Origin of the sequence: Mesorhizobium wenxiniae, assembly GCF_002284535.1 — a bacterium.
GTDB lineage: Bacteria > Pseudomonadota > Alphaproteobacteria > Rhizobiales > Rhizobiaceae > Mesorhizobium > Mesorhizobium wenxiniae.
Map to the genome: position 1 here is coordinate 925351 of NZ_NPKH01000020.1, position 26727 is coordinate 952077.

A 26727-nucleotide genomic window follows, 5' to 3' on the forward strand; every position below is an offset into this window, starting at 1 on the left:
GCCGGTTGACGGATCAGCTTTTCTGCAAAGCCACATGAACGCCCAATCCGACGAGCACCGCACCGCCCGCACGCCGCATGAGGCGCTGCGCGTGGCTCGAGCGCCGCAGCCTGGTGACCAGCGCACCTGCCAGCACCACGCACATGACATCCGCCGAAGAGAACATCAGATTGACGATCGTCCCGAGGACGAGGAATTGGAGCCAGACGGCAAACGTCGCGGACGCGTCGATGAATTGTGGCAGGAACGCCATGAAGAAGATTGCAGTCTTGGGATTGAGCACCTCGACGGTGATACTCTCGAAAAAGGCGCGGCGGGCGGATTTCGGCTCAATACCTGAGATAACAGCATCGTCTTGCGCCCTGGCGCGAAACAGCGAGACACCCAGCCAGATCAGATAGAGTGCGCCGGCCAGCTTGACCGCGATGTAGAGCGTCGGCACGGCGTGGAAAAGCACGGACAACCCGGCAGCGGCGGCGACGACGTGCACATAGCCGCCAAGATGGATACCCAACGCCGCCGTCAGGCCGGACCAGCGGCCCCGCGCCATGGTTTGCGCAGCCGCGTAAAGCATCGCCGGACCGGGGATGTAGGCAAAGATCGCCGTGGTGGCGAAAAAGGCGATAAGCAGTTCGGTCGACGGCATTATCCTTGCTCCTGTCGTGCCTCGCCGGTGGATCGCCGACTGAAGCGAAAGCTTGCGGCGGCACTGTGGCGCTCACCCAACCGCCGGATTGCGACCTGCTTTATCGACAGCCCCGCAAGCCTCCCCTATAAGGGCCGGAATCGGCACGAGATACCAGAGGCTTTCATGATCATCGTCACGGGCGGCGCCGGCATGATCGGCTCCAACATCGTCGCCGCGCTCAATGCCGAAGGGATCAGCGACATCGTCGTCGTCGACGACCTGACCGACGGCCACAAGATTGCCAATCTCGCCGACCTGCAGATCGCCGATTATCTCGACAAGGACGATTTCCTGCCGCGGATGGAGGCCGGGGACCACGGCCGCATCGAGGCTGTCTTCCACCAGGGCGCCTGCTCGACGACCACCGAATGGAACGGCAAGTTCATGATGGAGGTGAACTACGCTTATTCGAAGCGGCTGCTGCATGCCTGCCTGGCACTGCGGGTGCCTTTCCTCTACGCCTCCTCAGCCTCGGTCTATGGCGGCGGCGCCGAGTTTCGCGAGGAGCCGGAATGCGAACGCCCGCTCAATGTCTATGCCTATTCAAAGAAGCTGTTCGACGACTATGTCCGCCGCACCGTCTTCGATACCGATCATTCGCCGGTTGCGGGCCTGCGCTATTTCAACGTCTATGGACCGCGCGAGGCGCATAAGGGCGCCATGGCCTCGGTCGCCTTCCATCTGTTCAATCAGGTCGAGCAAGGCCAGAACCCGAAACTGTTCGGCGCCTATGACGGTTTCGGACCTGGCGAGCAGAGCCGCGATTTCATCCATGTCGGCGATGTCGCCGAGGTCAATCTGTGGCTATGGAAACGGGGCTCAAGCGGCATCTTCAACTGCGGCACCGGCCTTGCCCAGCCGTTCCGCGCCATAGCCGAAACGGTGATCGGCACGCTGGGGAAAGGCGAGATCGAATTCATCGACTTCCCCGACCACCTGAAGGGAAGCTACCAGAGTTTTACGCAAGCTGATATGTCCCGGTTGCGCGCCGCCGGTTACAATGGTCAGTTTCGCACAGTGGAAACCGGCGTCAGAGACTATGTCGAATGGCTGAAAGCCCAACGATCCTCGTGATCGGCCCACGCTGGGTGGGCGACATGGTGATGGCGCAGTGCCTGTTCTCGGCGCTAAGAGAGCTTCACCCGAACGCCGCGATCGATGTGCTGGCCCCGGCATGGGCGGCGCCACTGGTCAAGCGCATGCCCGAAATACGCCAGCAGATCGATCTGCCGCTGAAATCCGGCGCGCTGGAATTCCGCATGCGAAGGCGCTTCGGCCGCCTGCTGCGCGGCCACTACGGCATCGCCTATGTTATGCCTGGGAGCTGGAAGTCGGCGCTCGTCCCGTTCTTTGCCCGCATTCCGCGCCGCGTCGGCCATCTCAAGGAAATGCGCTACGGGCTGCTGACCGATATCGTTCCCTTGCCCGACCATTTGAAACGGCGCACGGCGCAGGCCTATTTCGGCCTCGCGCGGGGGGGCACGTTCCGCGCTCCCAAGCTCGCTGTCGATACAAAAAACCAGGCGGAATTGCTGGGCCGCTTCGGGCTGGAGGCGAAAAAATTCGTCGCGCTGATGCCCGGCGCCGAATTCGGCCCGGCCAAGCGCTGGCCGAGCGAACGCTATGCCGGCCTTGCCCGCGACATGATGGCCAAAGGTTTTGAGGTCGCGCTGTTCGGATCGAAGAACGACGCCGACGTAACGGCGGAAATCGCCACGCTTGCACCTGGCGTCGTCGATCTCGCCGGCCAGACGCGGCTGGAGGACGCCATCGACCTGATCGCCGCGGCCAGGCTTGCGGTGTCGAACGACAGTGGGCTGATGCATGTTGCCGCCGCAGTCGGCACGCCGATCGTTGCCGTCTACGGCTCGACCTCGCCGCAGAATACGCCGCCCCTCGCCGAGCAGCGCGAACTGGTCTGGCTCGGCCTGTCCTGTTCGCCCTGCCACCGGAAAATCTGCCCGCTCAGCCATCTCAATTGCCTGAACACGCTCGAGGTGGCACAGGTCGCGGCAGCGGCGGAACGGCTGCTGGAAATGCCGGCCGCCGCATGAGGATGCTTATCGTCAAGACATCCTCGATGGGTGACGTCATCCACACCTTTCCGGCCGTCGAGGATGCGCGCCGCAACCGGCCGGATGTGTCGCTCGACTGGTGTGTGGAAGAGGCTTTTGCCGGCATCGTGGCGCTGCATCCGGCGATCGCAACCATCCACACAGTGGCAATCCGGCGCTGGCGCACAAGCCCACTCGGCCGCGGCACATGGCGCGAGGCAGCGGGATTGCGCCGCGCCTTGCGGGATTGCCGCTACGATTTCGTCGTCGACGCGCAAGGATTGCTGAAGTCGGCCCTGGTGGCGAAACAGGCCGCGGCGCCGATCGTCGGCTTCGACCGGTCGAGCGCTCGCGAGCCTTCGGCGACTTTGTTCTACGACCGCCGCTACGCTGTGCCGCGCGATCTGCACGCCATAGAACGCACAAGGCGGCTGTTCGGGCTGGCGCTCGGCTATGAACCGGATTTTTCCGGGCTCGAGTCCGGCATCATGCCGCCGGCCGGCGGTTCGAACTTTGTCGGGGGAAAAACCGCCTTCCTGCTGCATGGCACCAGCCGCGAGGACAAGAAATGGCCGGTCGGCGACTGGATCGAAACTGCCCGGCTTCTCGTGGGAAGAGGAATGACGCCGGTCACCACCTGGTCCAACGACAGGGAAAAGGCGATTGCCGAGGCGATCGCCCAAGCCGTTCCGCAGACCGTGCTGATGCCGAAATCACCGCTTGCCGAGATCGCCGCGATCATCGGCCGATCGGTGCTGGTCATCGGCGCGGACACCGGTCTCACCCACCTCGCCAGTGCCTTCGGCCTGCCGACGGTCGCGGTGTTTCTGGCGACAGAACCCGGCCTGACCGGCCCGCGCGGGCCGTTCTCGTCAACGCTGCTGGCCGCGCCCGGCGGCCGTGTCGTGCCTGCGGAAGTGGTGGCGGAGGCGGAGAGGCTTATGGAGCGCCAAGCGCACGATCTGGCAACCGGAAGGCATTGAATTATTGAATCAATCCAAATGGAAAGGTCGGCGCCGCCCCATCCGCCTGCCGGCACCTTCTCCCCGTATAGTGACGGGGAGAAGGGGGCTGGACGCGAACTCGGCGCCTGTCCTGCAACGCTGATAATTGGCGAAACCGTCGGTCACGGCGTCCTTCTCCCCGTCACTATACGGGGAGAAGTGCCCGGCAGGGCGATGAGCGGCAGCGCAAACCTCGGGCTAAAACAGTGCGATTCAGGAACCAATCCTGCCCGCTCTACCCCTAGATGAACTGCACCTGGACGATCTCATAGCCCCGCGCACCGCCTGGCGCGTTGACCTCGATCGCATCGCCGACTTCCTTGCCGATCAGCGCCCGCGCGATCGGCGAGGAGATCGAGATGCGGCCGGACTTCACATCCGCTTCCTGGTCGCCGACGATCTGGTAGGTCTTCTTCTCTTCCGTGTCCTCGTCGACCAGCACCACGGTCGCGCCGAACTTGACCTTTTCGCCGCTGAGCTTGGTGATGTCGATCACCTCGGCACGGGCGATGAAGTCCTCGAGCTCGTTGACGCGACCCTCATTGAGGCTTTGCGCCTCTTTCGCCGCGTGGTACTCGGCATTTTCGGAAAGATCGCCATGCGAGCGCGCTTCGGAGATCGCTTCGATGATGCGCGGCCGCTCTTCCTGCTGGCGCCAGCGCAGTTCTTCCTTCAATGACGCGAACCCCTCGCCTGTCATCGGGACCTTGATCATGATGCCTGACCTTTCCTGCCGCCGCCCCCGCATTCCGGGAGCGACCTTGTCGATGGGTACAAAAAGAAAACGGTCCGGCAGCCTCGGGCTAACGGAACCGTCTCACCGCAATTTCCCCCAATATAGCAATCTTCGTGGGTTTTTCACGCCAAAAAATCGGTTTTGAAAAATTCACCCGCCATTTTTTGAAATGCCGTCACGGCAGCACGGCTGGCCGGGCGAGCGGTAAAAAACCGGCTGCGATTGCTCACAGCCGGAGTGAGGAGCGTTTTGGGCTTCGAATCAGCTCTTCATGAAACGGTCTATCTGCTCAGACAGCATGCCGTATTCACGAGATCCCTTGCCGGTGCGCTTCTCGATCTCGCGCAGCTGTTCCCGGGCACCGGCGAGATCGCCGATCTGCAGATGCGCCTCGCCGAGATATTCACGTACCAGCGTATAATCAGGATCGATGCGCAGCGCTTCCTCATAATAGCCGAGACCGACGGTGACGCGTCCGGAATGGCGGTGCGAGTAGCCGAGGTAGTTGAGGATGCGAGGGTCTTCCTTGTCTGCAGCCAGGCTGAGCACCGCAATCGCCTCGTCATAACGTCCGGCCATCGCCAGCGCGCGGCCGGCTTCATAGATGTTGTCGTCGTCCAGCATGCCTTGCTTCGGTGCCACGCATTTTTGCTTCTTCTTGTCCCAGACCATGCCTTTCTTACACTGCGTGACGGTCTGGTTGCCGCCGCCGCCACCTCCACCTTCACCGGCCGAAAACACCGGAACAGCAAACAGCGGCAGGGCGGCAACCGCCAGAACCTGGATCAGCAATCGTCTGCGCATCGGACTCTCCTTGAAGCATGACAATGCAAGACTAACGCCGGGCAAAAGCCGTTTCATCCCGGAAAAAAGTCATGGCCATTGAACGCTTTTTGAACGGTCCGCGCCAGTCGGAAAATAGAAGTGCCGAACATGACGTGACGAGCGCTGCAAATTCGCTATCATCCAGCAAACGGCAACGGAGTATGCGGAGAAAGCCAGTGCAGCGGCGCCTTGAAAAGGAATGGGAGCTTTCGATCGGTCCCGACACCGTGCGCCTGTTCATCCTCAAGGCGAAGGCGCTGAGCGCCGCCGTCAACGAAGACTATGCCGATGGCGCCGAGCACGAGGTCGAACTCGACGGCGAGGCGCATGACAATCATCATCATGACGGTCTCGTCGAGGAAAGTTCCGAAAACCTCACCGAAGAAGAATTGCGCGAACTGATCAACGACCTCAATGTCGACGAGGCGGCCGAACTGGTCGCCCTGGCCTGGGTTGGACGCGGCGACTATGACGCCTCGGAATGGGCCGACGCGCTGGCGGCCGCGCGCGAGCGCGCCAACAAGCGCACGGCGAAATATCTGCTCGGCATGCCGCTCTTGGCCGACTGGCTGGAGGAAGGGCTGGAAGCGATCGGTGCGTAACACCGCGGTTACCGTTCGTGATCGGCCAAAACCCTCGTTCAGGCAACTTCCGCATTCGCTCACCGTTAACGGCGAATGGCGGCGCTGACCCCTCCCACATTGATCAGATTGGCCACATTGATCAGATTGGCCGGATTGAACAGATTGGCGTTGTCTTTGGCGGCGGCGATGCTGTCCGCAGGATCGGCCCTGGCCCAAGCTCCGGAATTGCCTGAAACCGTGCCTGTCCCGGAGCTCAATCAGCCGCAACCAGCGCAAGAAGCCGCGCCTGCCGACGTGCCGATCCCCGAACCGCGCCCTGCGGATGGGCCAAAGCCTGATCAACCTGCGACCGACAAAATGGACCAGCAGGACCAGCATAAGGAAGCCCGGCCGGAGCCGCCGGCAATCGCTCCAACGCCGAGCGAAAAGCCCGCCGAGGCCGAACCACCGGCCGCCACCCCGAAACCACCGGAGAAGCCGGCGCAAGCGCAGGAGAAAGAAATCCCTCCCGACCCGCGCTCGGCCTCTGTGCCGCAGGAAAATATGCCGGACGAGGAACTTGCTTGCCGGAGGCGGCTGAAGTCGATGGGTGTCGACTTCGAGGAACGCAAGGCCGAGCACGATGCGGCGGTCGGCTGCTCTATCCCCTATCCGATCGCGCTGAAGACGCTGGGCAAGTCATTGGATATCCACCCCGAAACCGAGCTGAACTGCCAGATGGCCGAGGCCGCCGCGCGCTTCGCTGCCAATACCATCCAGCCGGCGGCCAAGGCCGAACTCGGCGCCAATCTCAAGTCGGTCGGCCAGGCATCCGCCTATGTCTGCCGGCCGCGCCACGGCGGAGGGAAACTGTCCGAGCACGCTTTCGGCAATGCGCTCGATATCGCGAGCTTCACCTTGTCGAACGGGAGAAGGATCGACGTCGGCCCAGTGCCGCCGGAAAAGGACGCGAAATTCCTGAACGCGGTGCGCAAGGCAGCCTGCGGACCGTTCAAGACCGTGCTAGGCCCGGGCAGCGATACGGATCATTCGCAGCATCTCCATCTCGATCTTGCACCGCGCCGCAACGGCGGCGCCTTCTGCCAGTGACGACCGACATGCGCGCCGCAATTTGGCCGCAGCCGTAAACGCGGCCGCTGATTTTTCCTTTACTCTTGGCGGTTAAGCTCTGTCTCATCTGATCATGAGCCCGAAAAGTGGGATCCGGTTTTCGGAGAATGATCATGATCAAACATCGAGACAGAGCCTGATCGGGACCAGGCTCGGGGACAGGGATCTTGTCGATGGCCGGGATATTTCGCGCCGCGCTTATCGCCGTGCGGCAAACCAGACGCGCGCGCATGATTCCCGGCTCGCTTGCCATCGCAGCGATCTCGGCATGCACCACCGGCAGCGTACTTTCGCTGGAACCGGCCGTCGATGTCGGAAGCCAGACATCAGCCGTTCCGAACTACGCGGGCATGCAGCGCCTCGTCCCCTCCAACCCATACATGACCGCCGCCTATCCGCGCATGGACGAGCCGATGGCGCCAACCGAACAGATGCCGGCCAGCGAGGTCGACTGCCGCAAGGAATTGAAGCGCCTGGGCGTCGTCTACACCGACCTTGCGCCGATCCGCGAAGGCCAGTGCGGCATCGACTATCCAGTCAAGGTCTCGGCTATCGGCAGCATCGGGATGAAGCCGGCCGCGACACTGACCTGCGACATGGCCGCCACCTTCGCCGGCTGGACCAGGAATGAACTCGTGCCCTCCGCCCGCTGGCGTTATTTCTCCGGCGTCAAGACCATTCGCCAGGGCTCGAGCTATTCCTGCCGCAGGATCGCCGGCGAAGGCGTGCTGTCGGAGCACGGCAAGGGCAACGCCCTCGACGTCATGAGCATCGAGCTCGGCAATGGCAAAGATATCGACGTGCGCAAGCCCGGCCTATTCGCCTTCCGCACGCGCGGCTTCCTCAACACTGTGCGCGCCGACGGCTGTGAGTATTTCACCACTGTGCTCGGCCCCGGCTACAATTACGATCACCGCAACCATTTCCATTTCGACATCAAGAACCGTAAGAACGGCTACCGCGCCTGCCGCTGAGCCCAAGCGATGCCCACTGCCCAAGTTCTGCGCCGCCGCGTAGAATGACGCCGCATAAGGTGATGCCGTATCGCCTGGGTGGTATCTCGTGAGCCGACGAAGCCTTCGACGACGCGCAACGATCTGGCTGGTGGCGTTCTGTGCCGGCTATCTCGTGCTCGCCTATTTCGCCGCACCGGAATTCTGGACCCTGCGGGACCGCAACTTCCGAACGCAGCGCTTCGAGATGGTGACACACACGCCGCAGGGCATTGCGGGCGATCCGATCAATGTCGGCCTCGTCGGTACCAAAAAAGAGCTGGTCCACGCCTTCGCCGTCGCCGGATGGGACACGGCCGACGCCCTCACGCTGAAGACCGCGATCGAGATCGGCGAAAGCGTGCTGTTCGATCGGCCCTATCCCGACGCGCCGGTCAGCCGGTTGTTATTCGAAGGCCGTGCACAGGATCTCGCCTTCGAGAAGCCGGTCGGCGACAGTGCCGACCGGCGTCATCACGTCCGCTTCTGGCAGACAGATGCGACCGGAGACGATGGCCGGCCGCTCTGGCTGGGTGCGGCAAGCTTCGATCGCGGCGTCGGCCTCAGCCACGACACCGGCGCGATCACCCACCATATCGGTCCCGACATCGACGCCGAGCGCGACTTCCTGATCCGGGACCTTTCTGCCTCAGGCATGCTGATCTTGACCAGCGAGATATCAGGCATCGGTGCGACAAAGACCGGGCGCAATGGCGGCGGTGATCCCTATTTCACCGACGGCAAGGCGGTGGTGGGCGTGCTGCTGCAGTTGCCGTAGGCGCAAGACGAGCCGCTGGCCTCCGGCTCATCGTCGCCCTGATCGAGCATTTTTCGTCGCCACCATGGGATGCCGTGTGAGATGGTTGCGCCCCGCCGCCATGAAAAATGACGTCCATCTATTTTCGAAGACCTCACCGCAATGCTATTGACCCCTCATGCTTTACGCTGAAATCGCTATCGTGGTCGTCCTCATCTGCGTGAACGGCCTTCTGGCAATGTCCGAGCTTGCCATCGTCTCGTCACGGCCTGCCCGCCTCATGGCGATGATCGACCGCAACGTGACGGGTGCCGGACGCGCCTTGGCGCTCGGTTCCAATCCAGGCAAATTCCTGTCGTCCGTGCAGATCGGCATCACCCTGGTCGGTGTTTTGTCAGGCGCCTTTTCCGGCGCCACGCTCGGTGAGCGGCTGTCCGTGTTCCTGGCATCGACCGGCATCCGCGAAAGCCTTGCCGACCCGATCGGCGTCGGCATCGTCGTCGCCCTCATCACCTACTTCTCGCTCATCATCGGCGAACTGGTGCCCAAGCAGATCGCGCTGCGCGATCCCGAACGCGTCGCCGCCAGGGTTGCTCCGGCGATGACCATCCTTGCCACCGTCTCGGCGCCGCTGGTCTTCCTGCTCGACATTTCCGGCCGCGCTATGCTCTGGCTGCTCGGCCAGCGCGGTGAAAGCGAGGAGAAGGTCACCGACGAGGAGATCAAGATGCTGGTCGCGGAGGCCGAGCATCACGGCACCATCGAATCCGACGAGCGGCGCATGATCGCCGGCGTTATGCGGCTCGGCGACCGCGCCGTCCGCGCGGTGATGACGCCGCGCACCGAGGTCGACTGGATCAACCTGCAGTCCGATGACGTGGCGACCCGCAAGCTCTTGATGGAGACCCAGCATTCGCGCCTGCCAGCCGGCGATGGCAGTGTCGACGCCATGATCGGCGTCGTCCAGACCCGCGACGTGCTGGCCGCGATGCTTGGCGGTCGCGCACTCGACCCGCGCCGGCACGTACGCACCGCTCCCATCGTCCATGACCAGGCCGACGCGCTGGATGTCCTTTCGACACTCAAGGGATCCAACGTGCCGATGGCGCTGGTCCATGACGAATACGGCCATTTCGAAGGCATTGTCACCCCGGCGGACATACTGGAAGCTATCACCGGCGTCTTCCGGGCGGACCTCGACGCCGGCGACGAGGAAAACGCCGTCAAGCGCGAGGACGGCTCATGGCTGCTCGCCGGCTACATGCAGGCCGACGAGATGGCGGACGTTCTCGGCATCGACCTGCCCGAGAACCGCGACTACGAGACTGTCGCCGGTTACGTGCTGTCGCACCTGCACCATCTGCCGACGACCGGCGAATGCGTGGACGCGCAGGGCTGGCGCTTCGAGGTCGTCGACCTCGACGGCCGCCGCATCGACAAGCTCATCGCCACGCGCCTGCCCGGCGGCCATCGCGAAATCGTGCGCTAACAATCAACACGATGTATGGGCCTGTTCGCAAGCAGGAATGAGCCTGTTCCGGTTAGGGTGTCCTAATGGTGGTGCCCGTCCTGCTCCGGCAAGGATATCCCGAAAACCCGCACCAAATCGGCGACCTGTTCCGGCGATAGGTAGCGGGGATTGAGGCCGCGCAACAGCAGATAGAGCTTTGCGGTTTCTTCCAGCTCCTCGGTAGCGAATACGGCGGCCTCGAGCGTTTCGCCCGCGACCACGGGACCGTGGTTTGCCAGCAGCACTGAGGAGTAGCGCCCGGCGAGGCCCTTGATCGCAGCGACAACCGCCGGGTCGCCTGGGCGATGATAGGACACCAGCGCGGTTTGTCCGGCGCGCATCAGGTAGTAGGGCGTCATCGGCGGCAGCACCGCCTTGGAATCTATTTCCGGCAGCATGGAAAGGGCGACTGCGTGGGTCGAGTGCAGGTGCACGATGGCGCGCGCCTCTGCCCTCGTCTGATAGAGCGCAGTATGCAATGGAATTTCCTTGGTCGGCGCATCGCCAGACGTCAGCCTGCCTTGCGCATCGAGGCGGGAAATTCGGGCAGGATCCAGGAATCCTAGCGAGGCATTCGTGGGAGTGACCAGCCAGCCCCCATCATCGAGCCGCAGGCTGATATTGCCTGACGATCCCGGCGTCAGCCCGCGCTCGAACAACGAACGTCCGAAGCGGCAGATATCGTCCCTCAGCTTGGTTTCAGTCACGTCGTCGCCCCTTCAATCAGCTCGAACCCGATATCGACCACTGCGGATGGCCCATCGGAGCAGACGAGCCGTGCTCCGATCTCACCGACGGTCACTCGCGGCGTCAGGATGGTCGAAAGTGGCTGCGGCGCACTTCTGGCTACATCGAGACCGTTGTAGCCGAAGATCGCCAGCCGGTCCGGTATCGTGATGCCGTGGGCGAGACAGTGGAAATAGCCGCCGATCGCCATGTCGTCGTTGGAGAAGTAAACCGCATCCAGATCGGGACACCGCTCCAGCAATCGAGCCAGCCCGTCGCGCCCGGCTTCGATCGAAGATGCGGCACGAATGATTTCTTCTCCGATGATGCTCAGCCCGGCTTCGCCCAGGGCCGCACGAAACGCTGCGAAACGCTTGGCCGCGCGGAGGTCCAGGCTGAGGTCGTGGCCGACGTAGCCGATGCAGCGATAGCCGCGCGACATCAAATGCTGAGCGCTCACCCGGCCTGCCTTGCGGTTGGAAAAGCCCACGACGATGTCGATGCCCTCTCCATCGGTATCGAGCAATTCGGCCACTCTGATTCGGGCGTTCCGCAGCATCGCTCCGGTGCGCTCGGTGTGCTCGAGCCCCGCTACCATCATCCCGGCTGGGCGCCAGCTGAGGAGTGACTCGATGACGCTCTCCTCTCGCTCCGGATCGTAGTCGGTCACCGCGACGACAGGTTGGAAGCCGGCGCCGACCAGTACCGTATTGGCGCCGCGCAGCACATCCGGAAAGACGATGTTGCTTAGCGAGGGAATGACGACACCGACGAGCTTGGACCCCATGGAGGCCAGGGTTCCCGCGATCCGGTTTGGCACATAGCCGAGGCTCCGCGCGGCAGTGAGTACGCTCTCGCGTGTCTTGGTCGAGAAGGAACCATGCCCTCGCAACACGCGCGAGGCGGTGCTTTCGCCGACGCCAGCCGCGCGCGCGACGTCAGTGAGGGTTATCATCGCGCCGGTTTGCGTACCGTCTTCTGCTTCGCTCTGCATTCCGGTTTCTCGGCTCGATGCGTCGGTACGACTCCAATTCCTGACGCTTCTTTTGTCACATTCCAGCGCCGCACTCAACAGGATTTGGCAGCGCTGCCACTTTTCGTTTGGCAGCGCTGCCATTCTCGTGCTATGGGCTATGCAAGCGCTGCCAAAATTCAGCCAGGCGCGTGAGACCTGAGGGACCACCGCTACGTTATGGGAGGACACAGATGACGATACTGACCCCGACGCTTCCGGCTGAGGCCGGAGCAGAAGACGACATCAAAAGGATTGCCTACAGCAAAGTTTTCTGGCGCATCGTGCCGTTTCTGATGCTGTGTTATGTCGTTGCCTATCTCGATCGGGTCAACGTCGGCTTTGCCAAGCTGCAGATGTCGATCGACCTTGCCTTCAGTGAAACCGTCTACGGCCTCGGCGCCGGCATCTTCTTCATCGGCTATTTCCTGTTCGAGGTCCCGAGCAACGTCATCCTGCACAAAGTAGGGGCACGCGTCTGGATCGCCCGCATAATGATCACCTGGGGCCTGATTTCAGCCGGTTTCATGTTCACTGCATCTGCCCCGATGTTCTACCTGCTGCGCTTCCTGCTCGGTGTCGCCGAGGCTGGTTTCTACCCCGGCATCATCCTCTTCCTCACCTACTGGTATCCCTCGCATCGGCGCGCCAAGATCATCGCGATATTCATGTCCGCGATCCCCATCTCGGGGATTTTCGGTAATCCGCTTTCTGGCTGGATCATGGATTCGTTCCATGGCAGCAACGGCCTTGCTGGCTGGCAGTGGATGTTCCTGATCGAAGCGGTTCCAGCAATCCTGCTCGGCATCGCAGTCTTTTTCTTCCTTGACAACGGCATCCGTCAGGCCAAGTGGCTGAGCGAAGCGGAGAAGCAGGCGATCGAGCGAGAGATCGCCCAGGAAGAGCACGGCAAGGAACGCTCACACTCCGTCGCCGGCATTTTCCGCGATCCCCGGATCTGGCTGATGTGTCTGATCTATTTCTGCTTCGTATTGGGCCAGTACGGATTGACGTTCTGGATGCCCACGCTGGTCAAGGCGACGGGCGTCGCCGGCAACCTCAACATCGGACTAATCAGCGCAATCCCGTTTATCTGCGCTGTGATCGCCATGAACTTTTTTGGCCGCAGCGCCGACAGATATCGCGAGCGCCGCTGGCACCTGGTGGTTCCCGCTCTCTTTGGAGCAGTCGGCTTTGTGATTGCAGCTACCTCGCCCGATCCCACCATCGCGATTGCCTTTTTGTCGCTGGCCGCAGCGGGTGCGATCACTTGTGCGCCGCTATTCTGGTCGCTGCCCACAGCGTTCCTCGGCGGAACTGGTGCTGCGGCTGGTATTGCGCTCATCAATTCGGTCGGAAATCTCGCCGGCTTCGTCAGCCCCTATCTCGTTGGCTATCTCAAGGATCTGACAGGAACGACCCAGGTCGGCATGTACGCGCTGGCCGCAATTCTAGTGGTCGGCGCGATCCTGGTTCTGACGGTCCCACCCAAACTGGTCAACCGCTAGCCGAACCGCCTCATGCAGGAGTTTCCATTATGACCACCACCGACAAGCAGAAGGATATCCCAGCTGCAGCCGCACTACGGGTCGCGGTTATTGGCCTCGGGTCGATGGGATTTGGGATGGCGGCATCGCTTCGCCGCGCCCGGTTCGAGGTGACCGGCTTCGACGTCAACGAGCAGATGGTGGCGCGCCTTGTCGCTAACGGCGGGCGGGGGGCACAAACCCCCGCCGAGGCCGCCCAGGCCGCGGACGTCGTGGTTTCTGTCGTCGTCAACGCGGCGCAGACCGAAGCGATCCTCTTTGGTGCGGATGGAGTGGCCGAAACCCTGACAGATGGCGCGGTGTTCGTCTCCTCAGCCACCATGGATCCTGACGTTGCACGCAATCTGGCCGCCCGGTTGGAAACCACCGGACGGCTCTATCTCGACGCGCCAATCAGTGGCGGGTCGGTCCGCGCGGCGGAAGGCGCCCTCACTATTCTGGCCTCCGGCAGCGCCGCCGCCTTTGCCAGGGCGCGGCCCGCACTCGACGCGATGGCAACCAAGCTTTATGAACTTGGAGATGAACCGGGCGTCGGCGCGGCATTCAAGATGATAAACCAGTTGCTCGCCGGTGTGCATATCGCGGCAGCGAGCGAAGCCATCGCCTTGGCCGCACGGCAAGGGCTCGATATTCGCAAGGTCTACGAGGTCATCACCGCCTCGGCCGGCAATTCATGGATGTTCGAGAACCGGATTCCGCACGTGCTCGACGGCGACTATGCCCCACGCAGCGCCGTCGACATTTTCGTCAAGGATCTCGGTATCATCCAGGATATGGCGCGCAGCGCCAAGTTCCCCGTGCCGGTCGCGGCCGCAGCGCTGCAGATGTTCCTGATGACCTCGGCGGCCGGGATGGGGCGCGATGACGATGCTTCGGTCGCCCGACTCTACGCAAAGATCACGGGCACCGACTTGCCCGGCGAACCGCAAACCTGACCAGAACCGGACCCAGCCATGCCCCGCTTCGCCGCCAATCTCACCATGATGTTCAACGAATGGCCGTTCCTCGACCGGTTCGCTGCGGCCGCCGCTGCCGGCTTTGAAGCGGTCGAGTTCCTTTTCCCTTACGAGCATAGACCCGATGCGATCGCGGAACGCCTCGCAAAGAACGGTCTTAGCCAGGTCCTGTTCAACCTGCCGCCCGGTAACTGGGCTGCCGGTGAGCGTGGACTGGCCTCCCTGGCAGAACGGTTCGATGAGCTTCAGGTCGGCGTTGAAACAGCGCTCTCCTACGCAGAGGCGACCGGCGTCAAGCGCCTCCATCTCATGTCGGGCATTGCCTCTCGCGACGACAAGGAAGCTGTCGAGGCCTACCGGAAGGCCATCGTCTGGACGGCCGGGAAACTTGCCGACCGAGGCATCCATCTCTTGATCGAGCCGATCAACGGCCGTGACATGCCGGGTTACTTCCTCAACGACTTCGGCTTCGCTGAAGCTCTCGTCCGCGACCTGGCGCTACCCAATCTCAAGCTGCAATTCGACATCTACCATCGTCAGATCATGCATGGTGACGTCACCATGGCGCTTCGCCGGCTGATGCCGCTCATTGGTCACATCCAGATCGCCAGCGTGCCTTCGCGGCATGAACCGGCGACCGGGGAACTCGATGATCACTTCATTTTCGACGAGCTGGACCGGCTAGGATATGCCGGCTTTGTCGGCTGCGAATACCGGCCGAGGAGCAAGACGCTCGACGGGCTCAGCTGGCTCGTTCCCTATACCGGCGAGCGCCAGAGCCCAATTTCCGGTGCCAAGCGTGGAGTTCTACCATGACGCTCTCGCTCGGCTGCATCGCGGACGATTACACCGGTGCCTCGGACCTGGCGAACACGCTGGCCAAAGAGGGTCTGCGTACGATCCAGACCATCGGAATTCCCACGGACCACCTGGCTTTGCCCGAAGTCGATGCGATCGTCGTTTCGCTGAAAATCCGGTCGATCGCCGCATCTGAGGCGGTCGAACGTGCCCGTGCCTCTGATCGCTGGCTGCGCGAGCGCGGCGCCGATCATGTCATGTACAAGATCTGTTCCACCTTCGATTCGACTGACAAGGGCAATATCGGCCCGGTGCTCGATTCCCTGCGCGCCGATGCCGGTGAAACAACGGTGCTGGTGACGCCGGCCTTTCCGCAGACCGGTCGCACCGTTTATCAGGGCAATCTATTCGTCGGTGCGGCGCCGCTCAACGAAAGCCCGCTTAAGGATCATCCGCTCAACCCCATGCACGATGCCAACCTGGTCCGCGTTCTAGCTCGGCAGAGTGCTGCGTCGGTTGGACTCGTCGATCTCTCAATCGTTGCGCGTGGCGCGGAGGCGATCGTCGAGCGGCTGGCACAGCTGGCCTCCGATGGGAACGGAGCAGCCATCACCGATGCCGTCTTCGAGAGCGACCTCGAAGCAATTGGCGCGGCGGCACTTCGTCAGCGATTGTCGATCGGAGCGTCGGGTTTGGGATTGGGTCTTGCGCGCGGCCTGATTGCAGCGGGCACCGTACGTCGCCACGAGAGGACTGCTGTTTACGGCAAGCCGGTCGCGGGACCGGCAGCTATTCTTGCCGGAAGCTGCTCACAGGCAACCTTGAAACAGATCGCCAAAGCCGAGCAGACAATGCCCGTCCTGCGGCTCGATCCGGAAAAGCTTATGAATGGGCGGGAGGAGGCCCAGCTTGCCCTCGATTGGGCGGCCGAGCGGATGGCCCGAACTCCCGTCATCATCGCCAGCAGCTCCAATCCGGATGATGTATCAAGGTTGCAAACCCGCTACGGACGCGATGCGGTCGGCCAGGTCATCGAACAATCCCTCGCGGCGATTGCCGAAGGCCTGGTGGAACGCGGCGTGCGCCGGCTGATCGTAGCGGGCGGAGAGACATCCGGCGCGGTGGTCGACCGGCTTGCCATTCCAGCATTTAGACTCGGGCAGGAAATCGTTGCGGGCGTGCCCGTCTTGCACAGTATCGGAGGTCGCCACGGCGACATGGTGTTGGCTCTTAAATCTGGAAATTTCGGCGGCGAAAGCTTCTTCGCGGACGCTTTGGCCATCATGGCATAAGCGCCGTGGCGGCTCTGGGGCCGTTTCCAGACGGTCAGGTTTCAGATGCGGCTCAGGGAGCTGCCGTTCATCCAGGAGGCGCTGGCGCAAATATCCTGACGCGTCGTCGCGAATGTCGTCACGGCGCTCTTCATGTAAGGAGGGCGGCCCTGCCTGCTGGAAATGAGAGAGGCCACTGGTCGCTCAACCCGTTTTAGAGCGAACCATCCGCCAGCAACTCGCGGGTGAGTTTCAGCGTCGAGAGGAGGGCGGCCTTGTAGCCCTGGTCGCTGTCGAACTGCGCCTGCTCGGCCTGCTCCTCGGGGCCGTTCGGCTCTTTGCCGCGCAGGCCGATATAGCAGTAGAACCGAAGTTGCAGTTCGCCGGCATCATCCTCGAACAGTTCGTTGCGTGCCTCTTCGATCCGGACAATACCGGCTCCGTAAACGTCGCCCTGAAATGCCGTTATCGCGAGATAACCAGAACGAGCTACAAGGGGTCGCCGACAATCCTGTTCGAACGCGAACGGACAACCGCCTAACTTGCGGCTGTCGAAACCGGTGCGCTTACCGCCGCGGGGGCATAGACCATGGTAGACTCGCCGCGCCCCTTTACGGTGATCTCGCGCAGCGGGGTCAGCGGAATCCTGTCTGACACCAGTTCGGCGGTCGCCCGGCCGATCACCAGCGGAACGCCGAGATCCTTCGAGGCGCCCTCCAGCCGCGATGCCAGATTGACCGCGTCGCCGAGCGCCGAATAGTCGAAGCGCTGCTCCGATCCGACATTGCCGACGACGCATTGCCCGGTGTTGACGCCGATGCCGATGCGCAGCGCAATCGGCGTTTCGCCGCGCGTTTCGGCCTCCGCCTGCAATTGTGCGTTCAGCCGATCTAGCGCGGCGAGCATTTCGAGGCTGGCCTCCACCGCATGGATGGCGTGGTCTGGATCGTCCAGCGGCGCGTTCCAGAATGCCATCAGGCAGTCGCCGATATATTTGTCGATGGTGCCGCCATGCGCCATCACGACGTCGGAAAGCGGCGTCAGCAGCCGGTTGATCAGCGTCGTCAGCCGCTCGGGATCGCCCTTCATCGCCTCCGCGATGGTGGTGAAGCCGCGAATGTCGCAAAAGAGAATGGTCAGCGTGCGGACCTCGCCGCCAAGGCGAAGCTGCGTCGGGTCGCGCGCCAGGCGTTCCACCAGGGCCGGCGACAGATATTGCGAGAAGGCGCGCGTTATGCCGCGCCTAAGCTTCCGCTCCGCCGCGAAATCGCGCGCCGCCTGCGCGCTTGCGACAAGAGTAAAGACAAGCGCTGGCGCCAGCGGCGCGACGAAGACACGGCCGTAGCGCAGCGCCATATAGCTGCCGGCGAGGAGCGCCAGCACGGCAACCACAGCGCCGGCCAGGGTCTTCCATCCGGTCGACTTCCAGACGGCAAGAACGCTAATGCCCGCGCCAAGCAGGATCGAGAGAATTGCCGCCCATGCCGGGGCGCGCGCGATGAACAGCTGATGCGCCAGATTGTCGAAGACCGTCGCCTGGATCTCGACGCCGGAAACGAGCCTGCCGGTGCGGATGGTGAACGGCGAGGCGTGGACGTCGGCGCCGCCTTGCGACAGCGTCGGCGCGTTCTGCAGGCTGAGCCCGACCATGACTATGCGGCCGCGGAAAAAATTCTCCGGCAGGAAACTGTCGGGATCGAGCGCCTGATAGTAGGAGACGGTCGGATATGTGCGAGACGGGCCGAAGGCCTGCAGCAGCGCGTTTCGCGGTACAGTGGCCGGCCGGCCGGCGGCGTTCAGAAGCTCTGCCGCAAAGCCGTCGCCATAGCCCGGCACGCGCCGCAGGATGCCGTCGCCGTCGGGCGCGATTGAGGCGATGCCGGTTGCGGCGCTCGTCGCGGTGAAAATGGCCAGCGGCTCGACCCGGACATGCTGGGCGGCCTGCTCGGTCTCGATGAATGTCTCGTCGCCGGCCAGAACCACGTCCGGGCCAAGGCTCTTGACCAACGCTTCGTCCGCGGCCGGCGTCGACGGCTCGGCAAAGATGATGTCGAGCCCGACGGCTTTCGCTCCAGCGCGGCGCAGAGCCTCGACGAGCCGCCCGTGAAGATCGCGCGGCCATGGCCATTGCGGGCCGATCTCGGCAAGCGAGGGCTCGTCGATGGCGACAATGACCGGCCCGTCATCGGGCGGGGGCGGCGGCGAAATAGTCGAGAGATAATCGAAAGCGCGCGCCTCGACGAGCTTCCATGGCGTGAGCAGGGACAGACCAGCAACCAGCAGCACGGCGAGGACCGCGATCGCAAGAATGCCGTTGCGGCGGGAGGGGGTTCCGGGCGTGGAAGCGCCAAGGCCCTTCCACCACGGCCCGCCTGCAAACATCAGAACCGGACCTTCAGCGAACCGACGATGCTGCGGCCCCAGCCGGGGGTGAACGATGCGACCTGAAACTCCTCGTCGAACAGATTGTACGCGGCAATTTCGAGTTCAAATCGTTTGTCGAAAGGTTCCCAGGTCAGGAAGGCATCCGTCGACCAGTAGGATTCGAGCTCAGTCCCCGCCGCATCGCCGGTGCGTGAGCCGACATAGGTTTCGGCCAGCGTGACCTTGATGTTGGACGGGTGAACCCAGGTCAGGCCAAACCGCGCGGACGTTTCGGGGACAAAGGGCAGCGGGCCGCCGAAGCCTGGACTTGTCGGATCTTCGTTCTCTGAATCGGCGTAGGCAAAGGTCGCGAACGCGCCGAAGCCGTTGCCGATCCAGACGTTGGCCGTGGCGCTGATCCGGTCGAGCCGGCCCTCGCTGAGATCGATTGTGGTGGCGGAAGCCGGAACGCCGATCGAAAGTTTCTCGAATTCCTGATGCTGGTAATCGACGGCCGTAAAAAGGCGGCTGTTCCACTCGGCGTCCCAGCGCGCGGCAAACGTGTCCGAAAAGCCGTCGACAGCTAGAGAATTCTGATTGGATTGCAGGCCGAGTATTCCGACCGGCGCCAAGGTCGCCGACGTTATGAACGAGCCTTCGCGCAGGAACCCGGCGCGTAGGTAATGGCCTTCGAAAGGCGTCCAGGCGACACCGAGGCGAGGCTCCAGGCGTTGTTCATCAATCGTGCCACCGTCGAGATAAGTGCCGAATAGGGCTCCCTCCACTTTGAGATTGGGGTTGAACTCGTAGACGGCGTCGAAATAGACTCGCCCAATGGCGACATCGACTGCCGTAGTGGATTCGGATATGATTGTGTCCGGGATAAAAGGAAACACGAAAGAAAACGTTTCGTCTTTTGAGACTTCCAATAGTCCGCCCTCACCTCCGTATCGGAGAGTCAAGTCACCGGTTCCGTAGATGTGATTGAATGCGGCGAGATAGGATTGCTGGCTGGTCTCACTCTCCAGAATGAATCCTGTTTCCCCGAAGCCGATTTCCTCCAAGCGGGTTCTGTTGCTTCGATCCGTAATGTCGGTCGCAAACAGCGCCGCGCTGGCAACGTTCTGGTAACCAAATGTATGGCTCCAGGCGACCCCGGCGTTGCCGGTTCGGGTGTCGCCGGAGTCGGCATACGTTCCTCCTAGCGGCAGAACGGTAGGGTCCAGCACTGTGCTTAGGTCGAACTCGAAGTCCTTGACATCGATATACGCCACCACCCGGTCATTCGGCGTCGGCTTCATGGCCATATAGCCTGTGCCGGTGATCGACCGGTCCTCGAGATCGAACTGGCCGGTCGCTGGATCATCGCCGCGACGCGTGTCGGTCTCCAAACCGTTGATCCTGCCGTAGAAGCTCCAGGGAAAGGGAGCTGCTTGATACCCTTGGGTTTCGGTTTCGCTGTTCCAACCCAGATCGCCGTCATCGGCGACAAAACCCCCGCCGACGGTGGTTTCGATGAAAGGTCGCCGGAGAATGTTGGCGCTCCTCTGGCGGCCGGCCAGCATTTGCGGGTCGAGCATCAAGCCTTGGAAAAACGATGAGAAGCTGGTTGTATTAGGGCCCGGTTCCGTCGGCACGTCGCCGAAACGCAGATTGTTGACGAAGGGATTTAAGCTACCGGCAAGCGCCTGGTCGACATAGCCGGAGCCGGTGAAGGGATCAAAAACCGCGTCGCCGTAGTAGCGGCCCCAGGCGTTGAGATTGAGTAGCCGGAACGCGTCGTTCAACGTCGAGCCGGTGTCGCGATTGGCGCTGAGCGCGGCATAGTCGCCGCCGCGCGCTCTGGTGCGCTTCAGCGCTTCCTGTGCGCTGGCGATCGCCTTGTCGGCTTCGTACTCGTCGATTGCAACCGCCGTGCGGAAGGATGAAATCACCGGATCGTTCGGATCAAGGCGGTCGGCGTTTTCGATAGCCTGTTCGGCGGGTTCCAGCTCGCCGGCTTCGTAATAGGCGACGGCAAGCAGCAGCAATCCATTGGAATAGGCCGGATTGGCGGTCGTGCCGGCGAGCAGGTCGTCACGCGCTTTGTCCAGTTCGCCGGTCTGCAGATAGTAGCGGCCGCGCGCAACCAGCCCGATGTCGAACGCCGGATCGACTGCGAGCGCCGTGTCGATTTCGGCCTTCGCTTCGGCCGTGCGGTCCTGCTCGAGATAGATGATGGCGAGGTTGGCGTGGGGGACAGGATCTTTCGGGTCGAGTTCGATAGCGCGCTTCAGCGCCGCCTCCGCCTCGCGAGTGGCGCCGCGCGCGCTCTGAACGAGGCCGAGAGCGTTCCAGCTCGCCGAGCCGGGCGCCAGCTCCACCGCGCGCTCGAGGTCGGCAAGCGCGCCTTCAAGATCGCCCTTGATTCCGGCCCGATAACTGGCGCGTGCTTGGAGCGCGATCATATTATCCGGGTCGAGCGACAAAGCGCGATCGATTGCCGCTTCCACCTGTTCGCGGTCGTCGAGCAGGAACGCAATTTGTGCCCTGAGGGCGGGCAGCGTCGGATCACCGGGATAGCGCCGTTCGGCTCTTTCGAGAACGGCAATTGCAGCTTTGAGGTCGACCAGAAATCCGGCCGTCAGAGCCTCGGCGATGGCCGCGGCGACGCCGGCATCCGCATTGACCGGCGGAGCTTCGAAATGGCTGGGGTCAGCCAGCGAGCGCGCATAGTAGCCGCCATAGCGCGCCATGACACGCCGGCTGGGATCGAGATGCGGCGCCGCGCGTTCGAACAGATGCGCCGCCTCGGCATAGCGCTGTTCGGCGCCGGCGATCAACGCGTCGATCAGATCGAGCCGGGCTTCCTGCGCGCGCGTCAGCGGGAATTGTCGCGCCTGCCTGGCCGCGTCGCGCGCCGCTTCCCGCCCTTCAAAGTCAAGATTAACCTCGGCCAATGTCACCCAGTCCTCGGCGGATCGGGACGACGGCTCCATCGCCTTTATCTTGGCGCGCGCCTTGCGCATGTCCAGGCTCGACAATGCCGATGCTGGCAGGACGGTGAAAGCGTCGCGCAAGGAGTAGTAGAACAGCATCTGCTCGCGGTCGTCCGAATCGACGATGACGACCTTCGTCGGCGCCGAGCCGATGGTGGCCGCCGCGGCTTCGCCTTCGGCGACGCTGACCGAGCCGAATTCGTTGGCGAGTTCTACCGTGCCTTCCAGCACGATCAGCGAGGTGCGGCCGTTGCCGTCGACGGTCATCGTCCAGTCGGTGCCGCGGATGGCGGCGGCGGCGGCGGGCGTGTCGATGGTCAGCCCTTCGCCGCCGCGCTCTGCTCGCGCCCAGATGGTGCCGCTCTCCAGCTTGAACTCGGTGTCGGACGCCGCGCCGATCTTTTTGACCAGGAGCGTCGTATTGCGGCCAAGCCGCATCTGGGTGCGGTCGGCAAACAGCACTGCTAGGCTGCCGGTGGCGTTGGTGCGCAGATAGTCGCCGGGGACGACGTCCTGCCTGAGATCGACCACCTGCCAAGAGGCGAATTCTAGGAAGCGCACTTCCTCGCCCGATTTGCGGGCAATGACCGACCCGGCCGCCGGCTGGTTGCGCGGCACGACATCGGCCGCTGCCGGCTGGATGCCGACGAGCGCCGTCAACAACAGCGAAAAACTTACCGCCCCCCGCATCGCAGTTCTGAAGCTCCCCCTCTTCGAACGGCTTTATGACGGTTCATTCATCGAACTGTCAAATACTCCGTTGCAGCAGATCGCCGAGCACGGCAAACGTTGCTGCCCGGACACACAGCATCGGAAAACAGGCGGTATGTCCGGGCGGCTGTGACCTATAAGCAGTTGAGTGAAGGGAGTTCAAAGTGGGACCATCTTCGTCGCTTGAAAACCCGTGGCTGACCGAAGCCAGCTGCTTCTGGACAGCGTCGTCCAGACTGTGAAAAGACTGAGGGCGTAGCCCTCCGCAACTCCGCTTTGGGTGACTCCGACCAATGCGCGAAGGGCAGCTTTGAAGGAGCGCCCTGAAGGTCGCGTTATGGCGCAACAACGATGTCCAAGGTGGTCGCCGGCAACGTCCGCTATCGGGCAACAGCTAAAGTCACCTCAACGGCCGACATGCGGCGCAAAGCGGACAGGTTCCACGATTGGCCTGTGCGCAGTTAATCGTCGACCACGATACTAGAGCGGTTCATCGTTTCACGGAAACGCCGAACCGCTCTATCTCTTTGCTTTTGCGCAATTCCGGACGGAAAACCGCTCACACTTTTCCTAAAATTGCTAAGGTATCAGCACGACCTTGCCGGTCGAGCGACGCTCCTCCAGCGAGCGATGTGCTTCGGCTGCCTGGTCCGAGCGGATAGCGGCCGCCCTGCGTCACGGCAAGCTGGCCGCTGGCGGCCAGGTGGAAAAGCTCCGACAGGCCGGCCCTGAGGCCATCGGCAGAGAGCAGCGGAAGCAGGGCAAAACCTCGCAAGGACTGGTTTCGGGTGATCATCGCTTCCAGTTCCGCAGCGCCGATCGCGTATCTGCCCAGCGCCGCAAAGACCAACTCTCCGCCAGGCGCGAGAGCTTGTAGCGACGCCGCCGTCACCGGGCCGCCGACAATGTCGTAGACGACATCGACGCTGGCGCCGCCTGCCGCTTCCCGGACACGCGCGGGCCAATCCGACGTGCTGTAGTCGACCGCGGCATCGGCTCCAAGCGACAGGGCAAGATCGAGCTTGGCCCTGCTGCCGGCGACCGCGATCACGGTGCTGGCGCCCTGGCGTTTGGCGAGCTGGACAAGCAACGAGCCGACACCGCCCGCGGCTGCAGTGACCAGCACCGATTTGCCGGCTGGCGGGCTTTGCCGCAGCAGATGAAAAGCCGTCAGCCCCTGCACCATCGAGTCCGTCGCGTCTTCGAACGAGAGCGCGTCGGGCAAAGGCACGGCCAGCTTTGCGTCGATCGTCACATAGTCGGCATATCCGCCAAAGGGACGCTTCGAAGCGAACAGCGGCGGCGCGACGCGTGTTCCGGTCAGCGAGATATCCACCCCTTGACCAAGCGCCTCCACGGTGCCGGCAGCCTCAACGCCGAGAACCATCGGCAATTGCGGCGTCACCGCGTAGCGATCCCCGCGCATCAGCACTTCGAAGAAATTCACGCCGGCCGCGCGAACACGGATCAGCACCTCGCCGGCCTCCGGCAGCGGCTTCGGCATTTCGACGACGTCGAAGACGTCGGGACCGCCGAAACGGTTCAGTTGAATGGCTCTCATGCATGCACCCATCGCTATGGCATCGGCTGCTGTTTGCCACTATCTGCCTGATCGCGACTACACACTCATTTGTCCCCTGCTGACCAGGAGGTGACCATGGCCAAGCTGGCCAAAAGGCTGCAAACCAAGAGACTGCCTCTGCTGCCGGCGGAACGCGCCCTGAAAGTGATCTCGGGCCGATGGAAGGCTGTTATTCTCTACCATCTCTTCGACGGCCCCCGAAGGCTTTCGGTGCTGAAGACGCTGGTTCCCGATATCACCCAGAAAGTGCTGATCCAGCAGCTTCGTGAAATGGAGGAACACGGTCTTGTCAGACGCGAGATCTTTGCCGAAATTCCCTCGGGCGTCGAATATTCGGCGACGCGACTCGGCCCTCGAGCCTATCCTTTTGGCGCTCTGCGAGTGGGGCCAGCACCATGCGGGTGAGCTGAACGAAATGGACTGCCTTGCCGATTGCATCATCAGGCCTCGGCAGGCGCGGCAGCCAGCCTTAGCCTAATCAAAAAGGGGCGACGCAAGCGCCGCCCCGGAATCCTTGGGAGGATTGTTCTGGTCTGCGGTTCAGGCCGCCTTGACTTCCTCGGCCACCGCGTCAGCCTGACGCGCCGCCTTCAGCACTTTGGCCCACCATGCAACGTCGTTGACCAGCGCGGTCGCCGCCTGGTTCAGGTGCTCAAGCTCGTCGAGCTTCTTTTCACCTTGCCTGACGGCGAGGAAATCGGCCCAGGCAATATGGACGGCGGACTTGACCGGCGCCATCTGGAGCTCAACCGCATGCAGCCTCAGCTGCTCGACGGCCCGCGCGCCGCCGACGCTGCCATAGCCGACGAAGCCGGCCGGCTTCTTATTCCATTCATTGGCGGCGTAGTCGATCGCGTTCTTCAGCACGGCGGTCGGGCCATGGTTGTATTCGGCGGCGGTGAAGATGAAGCCATCGAACTCGGCGACCTTCTTCTGCCAGCGCTTTGCCACTTCATTCTGCGACGGCGCCCAGGCGGACGATGCGACCTCGTCAAAAAACGGCAGCGGGAAGTCGCGCAGGTCGACCACCTCCACGTCGATGTCGGCATGCGACTTGGCGATCTTGGCGATCCACTGGGTCGGAACGTCGGCAAATCGTGCGGCGCGGGTCGAACCGACGACAATGGCGATTTTGGGTTTGGACATAGAGGGGCTCTCCTTCAGGCAAATTTCTGGTATCGTTTAGATACCTGAGCTATATGAGTGACTGCACTCACGAGGCGCAAGGAGGCACCTTTTTGTTACCAAGGCACCCGCACCGCACTGAGGACTGCCGCGCCATCTCGGAAATCCTGCAGCGCGTCGGCGACAAATGGACCGTACTCGTCGTCGGTAAGCTCGGTGACGGGCCGCTGCGCTTCAACGAATTGCGCAGCGCCGTCGGCGGCATTTCGCAGAAGATGCTGACCACCACATTGCGCGGGCTTGAGCGCGACGGCTTCGTCACCCGCACCGTGTTTCCGACCATTCCGCCGCGCGTCGACTATGAGCTGACCGATCTTGGCTACGAGCTTCTTGTGCCGGTCGGTGCGCTCGGCGAATGGGCGCGCAAGAACACCGAGCGGGTCAAGGCGGCGCGGGCGAGGTTCGATGGGATTCACGCCTGAAACTCTTGCGCTGCAAGGGTTTGTGCGCGGCGTGTAGCTTATACGATTTCTACGGCTGCATCGGCAGTCCGGCCCGCAGTGGGCTTTCGGTCCGTTTCGATTTCGTCCCCGATTGACACCTTGCTTCGATGGCGCAGGCCGCCCCTTTGCCGCAATTGCTCACGCTCATCGCGCCGGTGTGGCACGTCGTTGCAACGCAGATTTCGCACCTGCTCGCTTGCCGATTGAGGGTGTAGTTTTCCGAGGCGCAGCTGGCTTCGGCCTCGTCGTGTTTGACCTCGGTATAGGCGGTTGCGGCCAGCAGGCAGAACAAGGCCGCAAGCGCGCCCACCAATGCGTCGTTCAGCAATCGTTGACGCATTGTCTTGTCCCCATGTCCTGCCGGACATGGTCACGAAAATGTGCGAACGCGAATATAAAAAGCATCACACAGCATCGCTGCTCCCATCTCCTTGCGAGAGGCTGGAAGCGGCGTTGCCGTTCGACTTTAAGCCGACGACATCCAGCCGGTCAGCTTTCGGCAGGAACGGCCTTCGGCTTGCCTTCGCCGTCCAGCGCCACCATGACGAAATCGGCATGGGTGACCTTCTCCATCAGGTCGGAGAGGTAGCGCTGCGCCCAGGCCTCGACCTTGAGAGTCATCGAGGTGCGGCCGACGCGCTCGACATGCGTATAGATGCACAGCGTGTCGCCGATCTTCATCGGCTTGGCGAACGACATTTCCTTCACCGCTGCCGTCACCACTCGGCCCTTGGCGCGCTCGGCGGCGCGGATGCCGCAGGCCAGATCCATCTGCGCCATCACCCAGCCGCCGAAGATGTCGCCCGCCGCATTGGCGTCCGAGGGCATGGCAAGCGTCCTGAGCGTCAGATCGCCGATCGGCCGTCCATCCGCATAATGCACCATGCGCCAAAT

At 62.7% G+C, this 26727-nt stretch carries 24 protein-coding genes and 3 pseudogenes; 14 read left to right on the forward strand and 13 right to left on the reverse strand.

Going from position 1 to position 26727, the window contains the following annotated elements; genetic code table 11:
* Window positions 1-13: 13 nt before the first annotated feature.
* The gene (locus CIT31_RS14805) at window positions 14-646 is read right to left on the reverse strand and encodes a LysE family translocator (protein ID WP_095519147.1); all 633 of its coding nucleotides are present in this window, start codon (window positions 644-646) and stop codon (window positions 14-16) included.
* Between the two features lie 165 nt (window positions 647-811).
* On the opposite strand from CIT31_RS14805, the gene rfaD reads away from it, so the two are divergent.
* Genes rfaD through waaC form a run of 3 tightly spaced genes read left to right on the forward strand, consistent with a single transcriptional unit; the run spans window position 812 to window position 3725 of the window.
* Window positions 812-1762 (forward strand): ADP-glyceromanno-heptose 6-epimerase, encoded by a 951-nt coding sequence (rfaD, locus tag CIT31_RS14810; RefSeq protein WP_095519148.1) that lies wholly within the window; start codon window positions 812-814, stop codon window positions 1760-1762.
* Complete coding sequence (gene waaF / locus CIT31_RS14815; RefSeq protein WP_095519149.1) at window positions 1735-2742, forward strand: lipopolysaccharide heptosyltransferase II; 1008 nt, start codon at window positions 1735-1737, stop codon at window positions 2740-2742. The genes rfaD and waaF overlap by 28 nt, the downstream gene beginning before the upstream one ends.
* A complete protein-coding gene (gene waaC / locus CIT31_RS14820) occupies window positions 2739-3725 on the forward strand; it encodes a lipopolysaccharide heptosyltransferase I (RefSeq protein ID WP_095519150.1) in 987 nt (328 codons plus the stop codon). Before waaF ends, waaC begins: the two co-directional genes overlap by 4 nt.
* 262 nt (window positions 3726-3987) lie before the next feature.
* Here the strand turns inward: waaC and greA are convergent, their stop codons facing one another.
* Both greA and CIT31_RS14835 read right to left on the reverse strand, forming a co-directional pair.
* Window positions 3988-4461 carry a transcription elongation factor GreA gene (gene greA, locus CIT31_RS14830; protein WP_095519151.1) on the reverse strand — a complete coding sequence of 158 codons (474 nt, stop codon included), beginning with the start codon at window positions 4459-4461 and terminating at the stop codon, window positions 3988-3990.
* 282 nt (window positions 4462-4743) lie between these two features.
* Window positions 4744-5286, reverse strand: a complete 543-nt coding sequence (locus tag CIT31_RS14835) for a tetratricopeptide repeat protein (protein ID WP_095519152.1) — start codon at window positions 5284-5286, stop codon at window positions 4744-4746.
* A 197-nt stretch (window positions 5287-5483) separates the two neighbouring features.
* On the opposite strand from CIT31_RS14835, the gene CIT31_RS14840 reads away from it, so the two are divergent.
* Complete coding sequence (locus CIT31_RS14840) at window positions 5484-5909, forward strand: DUF3775 domain-containing protein (protein WP_029350061.1); 426 nt, start codon at window positions 5484-5486, stop codon at window positions 5907-5909.
* 65 nt (window positions 5910-5974) lie between these two features.
* On the opposite strand, the gene CIT31_RS35135 is transcribed toward CIT31_RS14840, so the two are convergent.
* Complete coding sequence (locus CIT31_RS35135; protein ID WP_165778404.1) at window positions 5975-6148, reverse strand: hypothetical protein; 174 nt, start codon at window positions 6146-6148, stop codon at window positions 5975-5977.
* Here CIT31_RS35135 and CIT31_RS14845 point away from each other — a divergent pair.
* From CIT31_RS14845 to CIT31_RS14860, 4 genes are all read left to right on the forward strand, one after another.
* On the forward strand, window positions 6078-6980 hold the full coding sequence (locus tag CIT31_RS14845; protein WP_165778441.1) for an extensin-like domain-containing protein: 903 nt from the start codon (window positions 6078-6080) through the stop codon (window positions 6978-6980). The two genes, CIT31_RS35135 and CIT31_RS14845, sit on opposite strands and share 71 nt — an antisense overlap.
* Before the next feature lie 194 nt (window positions 6981-7174).
* The gene (locus tag CIT31_RS14850) at window positions 7175-7975 is read left to right on the forward strand and encodes an extensin-like domain-containing protein (protein WP_095519154.1); all 801 of its coding nucleotides are present in this window, start codon (window positions 7175-7177) and stop codon (window positions 7973-7975) included.
* Between the two features lie 88 nt (window positions 7976-8063).
* Window positions 8064-8771: an LssY C-terminal domain-containing protein gene (locus CIT31_RS14855; protein WP_095519155.1), complete on the forward strand. Its 708-nt coding sequence runs from the start codon at window positions 8064-8066 to the stop codon at window positions 8769-8771.
* A 157-nt stretch (window positions 8772-8928) separates the two neighbouring features.
* Window positions 8929-10239: a hemolysin family protein gene (locus CIT31_RS14860; RefSeq protein ID WP_095519156.1), complete on the forward strand. Its 1311-nt coding sequence runs from the start codon at window positions 8929-8931 to the stop codon at window positions 10237-10239.
* Between the two features lie 62 nt (window positions 10240-10301).
* Here the strand turns inward: CIT31_RS14860 and otnC are convergent, their stop codons facing one another.
* Both otnC and CIT31_RS14870 read right to left on the reverse strand, forming a co-directional pair.
* Window positions 10302-10967 carry a 3-oxo-tetronate 4-phosphate decarboxylase gene (gene otnC, locus CIT31_RS14865; protein WP_029350051.1) on the reverse strand — a complete coding sequence of 222 codons (666 nt, stop codon included), beginning with the start codon at window positions 10965-10967 and terminating at the stop codon, window positions 10302-10304.
* Window positions 10964-11980, reverse strand: a complete 1017-nt coding sequence (locus tag CIT31_RS14870; RefSeq protein WP_095519157.1) for a LacI family DNA-binding transcriptional regulator — start codon at window positions 11978-11980, stop codon at window positions 10964-10966. Before CIT31_RS14870 ends, otnC begins: the two co-directional genes overlap by 4 nt.
* Before the next feature lie 212 nt (window positions 11981-12192).
* Between CIT31_RS14870 and CIT31_RS14875 the strand changes: the two genes are divergently transcribed.
* From CIT31_RS14875 to otnK, 4 genes are read left to right on the forward strand one after another with little or no spacing between them, the layout of a single operon-like run.
* Window positions 12193-13506, forward strand: coding sequence for an MFS transporter (locus tag CIT31_RS14875; RefSeq protein ID WP_095519158.1), 1314 nt, complete (start codon window positions 12193-12195; stop codon window positions 13504-13506).
* 29 nt (window positions 13507-13535) lie between these two features.
* Entirely contained in the window at window positions 13536-14480 is a 945-nt protein-coding gene (ltnD, locus tag CIT31_RS14880; RefSeq protein WP_095519159.1) for an L-threonate dehydrogenase, read from the forward strand.
* Between the two features lie 18 nt (window positions 14481-14498).
* The gene (otnI, locus tag CIT31_RS14885) at window positions 14499-15317 is read left to right on the forward strand and encodes a 2-oxo-tetronate isomerase (protein WP_095519160.1); all 819 of its coding nucleotides are present in this window, start codon (window positions 14499-14501) and stop codon (window positions 15315-15317) included.
* The gene (otnK, locus tag CIT31_RS14890) at window positions 15314-16591 is read left to right on the forward strand and encodes a 3-oxo-tetronate kinase (protein WP_095519161.1); all 1278 of its coding nucleotides are present in this window, start codon (window positions 15314-15316) and stop codon (window positions 16589-16591) included. Before otnI ends, otnK begins: the two co-directional genes overlap by 4 nt.
* A gap of 193 nt (window positions 16592-16784) precedes the next feature.
* Here the strand turns inward: otnK and CIT31_RS14895 are convergent.
* From CIT31_RS14895 to CIT31_RS14910, 4 genes and pseudogenes are all read right to left on the reverse strand, one after another.
* Window positions 16785-16979, reverse strand: a pseudogene (locus CIT31_RS14895) (DUF1857 domain-containing protein); the annotation flags it as partial.
* 128 nt (window positions 16980-17107) lie between these two features.
* Window positions 17108-18952 carry a CHASE2 domain-containing protein gene (locus tag CIT31_RS14900; protein WP_095519162.1) on the reverse strand — a complete coding sequence of 615 codons (1845 nt, stop codon included), beginning with the start codon at window positions 18950-18952 and terminating at the stop codon, window positions 17108-17110.
* Window positions 18952-22602: a tetratricopeptide repeat protein gene (locus CIT31_RS14905; RefSeq protein WP_095519163.1), complete on the reverse strand. Its 3651-nt coding sequence runs from the start codon at window positions 22600-22602 to the stop codon at window positions 18952-18954. The genes CIT31_RS14900 and CIT31_RS14905 overlap by 1 nt, the downstream gene beginning before the upstream one ends.
* Window positions 22603-23202: 600 nt before the next feature.
* Window positions 23203-24184: pseudogene (locus CIT31_RS14910) on the reverse strand (quinone oxidoreductase family protein).
* A 96-nt stretch (window positions 24185-24280) separates the two neighbouring features.
* Here CIT31_RS14910 and CIT31_RS14915 point away from each other — a divergent pair.
* A pseudogene (locus CIT31_RS14915) lies at window positions 24281-24683 on the forward strand (winged helix-turn-helix transcriptional regulator).
* Window positions 24684-24745: 62 nt separating this feature from the next.
* Here the strand turns inward: CIT31_RS14915 and CIT31_RS14920 are convergent.
* Window positions 24746-25351 carry an NADPH-dependent FMN reductase gene (locus tag CIT31_RS14920; protein ID WP_065011992.1) on the reverse strand — a complete coding sequence of 202 codons (606 nt, stop codon included), beginning with the start codon at window positions 25349-25351 and terminating at the stop codon, window positions 24746-24748.
* A gap of 92 nt (window positions 25352-25443) precedes the next feature.
* On the opposite strand from CIT31_RS14920, the gene CIT31_RS14925 reads away from it, so the two are divergent.
* Complete coding sequence (locus CIT31_RS14925) at window positions 25444-25812, forward strand: winged helix-turn-helix transcriptional regulator (protein WP_029350030.1); 369 nt, start codon at window positions 25444-25446, stop codon at window positions 25810-25812.
* Between the two features lie 49 nt (window positions 25813-25861).
* Here CIT31_RS14925 and CIT31_RS14930 read toward each other — a convergent pair whose 3' ends face one another.
* Window positions 25862-26161: a hypothetical protein gene (locus CIT31_RS14930; RefSeq protein WP_245316244.1), complete on the reverse strand. Its 300-nt coding sequence runs from the start codon at window positions 26159-26161 to the stop codon at window positions 25862-25864.
* Window positions 26162-26322: 161 nt separating this feature from the next.
* A complete protein-coding gene (locus CIT31_RS14935) occupies window positions 26323-26718 on the reverse strand; it encodes an acyl-CoA thioesterase (protein ID WP_091579483.1) in 396 nt (131 codons plus the stop codon).
* Window positions 26719-26727 lie beyond the last annotated feature (9 nt).